This window comes from Actinosynnema sp., from assembly GCF_052038725.1.
Window position 1 is genome coordinate 1 of sequence record NZ_JBQGCX010000397.1, and the last position, 5,516, is coordinate 5,516.

Here is a 5,516-nt window from a genome sequence, read left to right on the forward strand (position 1 = left end):
GGCGTCCCGGCTCGGCACGAACGCCGCCATCCCGCCGATCGCGTGCGCCCCCCGCTTGTGGCAGGTGCGCACCAGCAGCTCGGTGTAGGCCCGCAGGAACGGCGCCTCCATGGTCACCAGCGCCCGGTCGGGCAGGACGAACCCCGGCCGGTCGCCGAGGTTCTTGACCAGGCTGAAGACGTAGTCCCACCGCCCCGCGTTCAACCCCGAGCTGTGCTCCCGCAGCTCGTGGAGGATCTCCTCCATCTCGAACGCCGCCGTGATCGTCTCGATCAGCACCGTCGCCCGGATCGTCCCGCGCGGCAGCCCCAGCTCCTCCTGCGCGAACAGGAAGACGTCGTTCCACAGCCGCGCCTCCCGGTGCCCCTCCAGCTTCGGCAGGTAGAAGTACGGCCCGAACCCGCGCTCCACCGACCGCCGCCCGCAGTGGAACAGGAACAGCCCGAAGTCGAACAGCGAGGCCGACACCGGCCGCCCGCCGACGATCAGGTGCTTCTCCACCAGGTGCCACCCGCGCGGTCGCACCACGATCGTCGCGGGCGAGCCGCCGAGCTCGTAGCGCTTCCCGCCCTCCGCGGTGAACCCGATCCGCCCCTCCACCGCGTCGAGCAGGTTCACCTGCCCGGACACCAGGTTCCGCCACGTCGGCGAGGTGGCGTCCTCGAAGTCCGCCATCCACACCCGCGCCCCGGAGTTGAGCGCGTTCAGCGCCATCTTCCGGTCCGGCGGCCCGGTGATCTCCACCTGCCGCTCCGCCAACCCCGGCGCGACCGGCGCCACCCGCCACGACGGGTCGTCCCTGACGTGCGCGGTCTCGGCCAGGAAGTCCGGGACGGCCCCGGCCGCGAACTCCTCCCGCCGCTGCCGCCGCTCGGCCAGCAGCTCCGCGCGCCGGGCGGCGAACCGGTCGTCCAACCGCGCCACGAACGCGATCGCCTCCGGGGTCAGGATCTCGTCGAACCGGTCGCCGGGCGCCCCGACGACCTCCGTCCTGCGGTACTCGTGCACGGCGCTCTCCCCACTGCTGGAACGGATTCCCGGACTCAGGCGAACTGGGCCTGCTCGGTGGACCCGGACAGCGCCGTGGTCTCACCGGTGGGGTTCAGCGCGGTGCTGACCCGGTCGAAGTAGCCGGTCCCGACCTCGCGCTGGTGCTTGACGGCGGTGTAGCCGTCCCGCTCGGCGGCGAACTCCCGCTCCTGCAGCTCGACGTACGCGCTCATGCCGCTCTCGGCGTACCCGCGCGCCAGGTCGAACATCGAGTGGTTGAGCGCGTGGAACCCGGCCAGCGTGATGAACTGGAACTTGTAGCCCATGTGCCCCAGCTCCCGCTGGAACTTCGCGATCGTGGCGTCGTCCAGGTGCTTGCGCCAGTTGAACGACGGCGAGCAGTTGTACGCCAGCATCTTCTCCGGGTACCTCGCCTTGACCGCCTCGGCGAACTCCCGCGCCACGCCGAGGTCCGGCAGCGAGGTCTCCATCCACAGCAGGTCGGCGTGCGGCGCGTACGCCAGCCCCCGCGCGATGCACGGCTCGATCCCGCCCCGCACCCGGTAGAACCCCTCGGCGGTGCGCTCGCCGGTGGTGAACGGCCGGTCCCGCTCGTCGACGTCGGTGGTCAGCAGCGTCGCGGCCTGCGCGTCGGTGCGGGCGACCACCAGCGTCGGCACCCCGGAGACGTCGGCGGCCAGCCGCGCGGCGTTGAGGGTGCGCACGTGCTGCCCGGTCGGGATCAGCACCTTCCCGCCCAGGTGCCCGCACTTCTTCTCCGACGCGAGCTGGTCCTCCCAGTGCACCCCGGCCGCGCCCGCCGCGATCATGGCGCGCATCAGCTCGAACGCGTTGAGCACCCCGCCGAACCCGGCCTCGGCGTCCGCGACGATCGGCGCCAGCCACTCCCGCTCGCCGCCGCGACCCTCCGCGTGCTCGACCTGGTCGGCCCGCAGCAGCGCGTTGTTGATCCGCCGGACCACCTGCGGCACCGAGTTGACCGGGTACAGGCTCTGGTCCGGGTAGGTCTGCCCGGACAGGTTCGCGTCCGCCGCGACCTGCCAGCCCGACAGGTAGATCGCCTTCAGCCCGGCCCTGACCTGCTGCACCGCCTGGTTGCCGGTCAGCGCGCCCAGCGCGTGGACGTAGTCCTCGTCGTGCAGCAGCTCCCACAGCCGCTCGGCGCCGCGCCGGGCCAGCGTGTGCTCCTCCACGACGCTGCCGCGCAGGGCGACCACGTCCTCGGCGCCGTAGGCGCGCTCGATCCCGGCCCACCGCGCGTCGGTGGCCCACTGGTCGGCGATCTGCTCCGCGCTCAACATCACAAGGCCCTCCACGTCGTCCGTCCCGCCCACTGCCACCAGCTCGACTTCCGCTGCGGTGAACGATGCGCGAGCGGCGCGGCCGGGACGACCGGCGCAACCTGCCAATTTCCGAAAATCCCCACCCCCGGTTCTGCTAATCCTGCGAATGCGCACGTTCGCGAAACTGCCCTACCCTGGGTCGTCTCACCACGGAGGTGCGACATGGCCAGGACGTTCGTCGGAGCACGCCTGCGCAGGTTGCGGGAGGAGCGCGGGCTCACCCAGGTCGAGCTGGCCCGCGCGCTCGGCATCTCGGCCAGCTACCTCAACCAGATCGAGCACGACTCGCGCCCGCTGACCGTGCCGGTGCTGCTGCGGCTCACCGAGTCGTTCGGCGTGGACGCCTCGTTCTTCGCCACCCACGACTCGGCCCGCCTGTTCGCCGAGCTGCAGGAGGCCCTGTCCGGCACCGACGTCTCACCCGGCGACCTGCGCGAGGTCGCCACCTCCCGGCCCGAGCTGGCCAGGGCGGTGATCGACCTGCACCGCCGCTACCGCCAGGCCGACGAGCAGCTCACCGCCGTCGCGGGCGACCGCTCCGGCGAGCTGGTCGTGGGCGCGCACGAGCGGGTGCGGGACTTCTTCTACACGCACGCCAACCACTTCGCCGAGCTGGACACCGCCGCCGAGCACGTGGCGGGCCGCACCGGCGTCCGCCCCGGCGAGATGCGCTCCGCGCTGGCCGCCCGGCTCGCCGACCGGCACGGCGTGCGCGTGCAGGGCATCGCGGGTGAGCTGGCCAACCACAACTCGGCGGGGGAGCTGCACCACTACGACCCGGTGAACCGGGTGCTGCGGCTGTCCGGCAACCTGCGCCCCGGCCAGCAGGCGTTCCGCATGGCCACCCAGATCGCGCTGCTGGAGTTCGGCGACGAGCTGGACGCGATCGTCCAGGAGAGCCGCGAGCCGGAGGGTCCGGTGCGGTCGCTGATCCGGATCGGCCTTGCCCGCTACGCCGCCGCCGCGCTGCTGCTGCCGTACCGCTCGTTCCACGAGAGCGCCGAGGAGCTGCGCTACGACCTCGAGCTGCTGGCCGACCACTTCGCGCTGAGCTTCGAGACCATCTGCCACCGCCTCACCACCCTGCAGCGGCCCGGCGAGCGCGGCATCCCGTTCTCGTTCGTGCGGGTGGACCGGGCGGGCAACGTCTCCAAGCGCCAGTCCGCCACCGGCTTCCACTTCTCCCGCGCGGGCGGAACCTGTCCACTGTGGAGCGTCTACGGCGCGTTCTCCTCACCGGGCAAGGTGGTCGCCCAGGTCGCCGCGATGCCGGACAACCAGCGCTACCTGTGGGTGGCCCGCACCGTCTCGCGCAGCCGGGGCGGCTACGCCAGCCCCGGCAAGATCTACGCGGTGGGCCTCGGCTGCGAGATCCGGCACGCCTCGCGCCTGGTCTACTCCACCGGCGTCGACCTGGAGGACGCCTCGGCGGCCACCCCGATCGGCCCCGGCTGCCAGACCTGCGACCGCCCGCTGTGCCCGCAGCGCTCGATGCCCCCGATCGGCAGGCCGCTGCGCGTGGACGCGAACCGCAGCACCTTCATCCCGTACCCGCTGGAGCCGGCGAAGGTGCGCTAGCCCGCGCCCACGCGCGGCCCGGCCTCAGTCGCCCCGACCGGCGCGGGCGCGCGGCCGGGCGTCCTCGGGGGTGTCCACCTCCAGCGCCAGCGCGAAGTGGTCGAGCGTCGCGGGCAGCGGCTCGCGCAACCGCTTGCGGAACACCAGCTGCTCCCGCAGCACCTCCACCGCCAGACCGGCGCTCGCCAGCACCAGGTCCCGACCGGGGCACACCGCCGGGCCGCCGCTGAACGGCACCACGCCCGGCGCGCCCTGCGGCCACAGGTCCGGTCGGTAGGAGTCGCCGTGCGCCCGGTGGAAGTACGGCGTGAAGACCACGAACGTCGTCCCGGCGGGCAGCGCCTCCCCGTGCCAGTCGGTCTCCCGCGTGCTCTCGCGCAGGATCACCGGCGTGGTCGGCCACAGCCGCGCCGACTCCAGCACGCTCACCGACCCCGGCTCGTCGCCCGCCGCGCCCACCGCGAGCGCCCGCATCGCCACGATCCCGGCCGCGTCGAACGCGAACAGCCAGTGCGGCGCCTGCTCGACCACGTCCTCGACCGCCCGCCCGCGGGCCAGCCCACCGGCCTCGCCGCGCTCGGCGTGCCCGCGCACCCGCTCCTCGAACCGCCGCCGCAGCCCCTCCCGGCGTGGCCGCAGGTACGCCCAGTTGGCGGCCGACCGCAACGCCCCCAGCTCGGCCGTCAGCTCCTCGTCCCCCCGAGCCCCGCTCCCGAACACGATCCGCCGGGCCACCCGCCACCACGCCTGCGAGAACGCGTCCCAGGTCAGCACCCCGGTGCTGCGCGCGTGCCGGACCAGCAGGTCCACCTCGTCCCGCACCACCCGCTCCCAGTCGGCGTTCCCCGGCCGCAGCGCCTCCTCGTTGAACCGCCGCCGCTCCGCCCGCTCGGGCCCGCGCGTGGCCAGCGACCCGTGCGGCTGGAAGTGCCGCAGCGCGGCCCGCTTCTCGAAGGTCGCGGGCGCGAACGGCTCGGGTGTGCCGTCCAGCAGCCGGACCACGTCCTCCACCGACACCACCAGCGCCACGCTCCGCCCCGGCACCCGCAGCCGCACCGGCCCCGGCCCGTGCTCGGCGCGCAGCGCGGCCACCGTCCGGATGGCCGCCTCGTCGGCCTGGACCCGCTGCTCCAGCGCCAGCACACCGGGCCGCCGGACGATCACCCCCTTGGCCAGGGTGGGCAGCAGAACCCGCCCGAACACCCGCGCCGTGCCCATCCGCGATGCCAGTGCCACGCCACTCCTCCGTCCCTGGCGACCGGCCCCGCACCACCTCGCGCGGACTCCCGGCTGCCGTCCGGAGGGGGCTATCCGCGCCGGGCCCCGGTAAACCGGCGCCGCGCCCCCGGTCGCCGACCACCTCGCCCACGAGCTGTGACATCCCCCGATCGTGCGGCGCGGCGGTGGCCCACCCGCCGGATCTACTACTTTCGTCCGACCCCGATCCCCTGTCCCCACCTGCGTGAACTCGTTAACCTGAACGGACGAGCGGCACCCGCCGCCCCCCGGCACACGAGGAGCCCCAGGCGTGGACAGCGCGGCACCCCCCCACGCAGCCCCCCCCCCCCCCAGGGCCAAACCCCC

General features: G+C 73.9%; 4 protein-coding genes. 1 reads left to right on the forward strand and 3 read right to left on the reverse strand.

Annotated features, from left to right (window positions below; genetic code table 11):
- The coding region (locus ACTUAL_RS07945; RefSeq protein ID WP_440899792.1) for a malate synthase at window positions 1–1,008 on the reverse strand (1,008 nt) is incomplete at its 3' end.
- A gap of 35 nt (window positions 1,009–1,043) precedes the next feature.
- Entirely contained in the window at window positions 1,044–2,312 is a 1,269-nt protein-coding gene (gene aceA, locus ACTUAL_RS07950) for an isocitrate lyase (protein ID WP_096497710.1), read from the reverse strand.
- Window positions 2,313–2,516: 204 nt separating this feature from the next.
- Here aceA and ACTUAL_RS07955 point away from each other — a divergent pair, with 204 nt between their 5' ends.
- On the forward strand, window positions 2,517–3,932 hold the full coding sequence (locus ACTUAL_RS07955; protein WP_440899793.1) for a short-chain fatty acyl-CoA regulator family protein: 1,416 nt from the start codon (window positions 2,517–2,519) through the stop codon (window positions 3,930–3,932).
- A gap of 24 nt (window positions 3,933–3,956) precedes the next feature.
- Here ACTUAL_RS07955 and ACTUAL_RS07960 read toward each other — a convergent pair whose 3' ends face one another.
- Window positions 3,957–5,168 (reverse strand): cytochrome P450, encoded by a 1,212-nt coding sequence (locus ACTUAL_RS07960; RefSeq protein WP_440899794.1) that lies wholly within the window; start codon window positions 5,166–5,168, stop codon window positions 3,957–3,959.
- Window positions 5,169–5,516 lie beyond the last annotated feature (348 nt).

Bases quoted from the DNA above. Each gene is read 5' to 3' on its own strand.
- aceA (WP_096497710.1), bottom strand. From the start codon at position 2,312: ATGTTGAGCGCGGAGCAGATCGCCGACCAGTGGGCCACCGACGCGCGG.
- ACTUAL_RS07955 (WP_440899793.1), top strand. From the start codon at position 2,517: ATGGCCAGGACGTTCGTCGGAGCACGCCTGCGCAGGTTGCGGGAGGAG.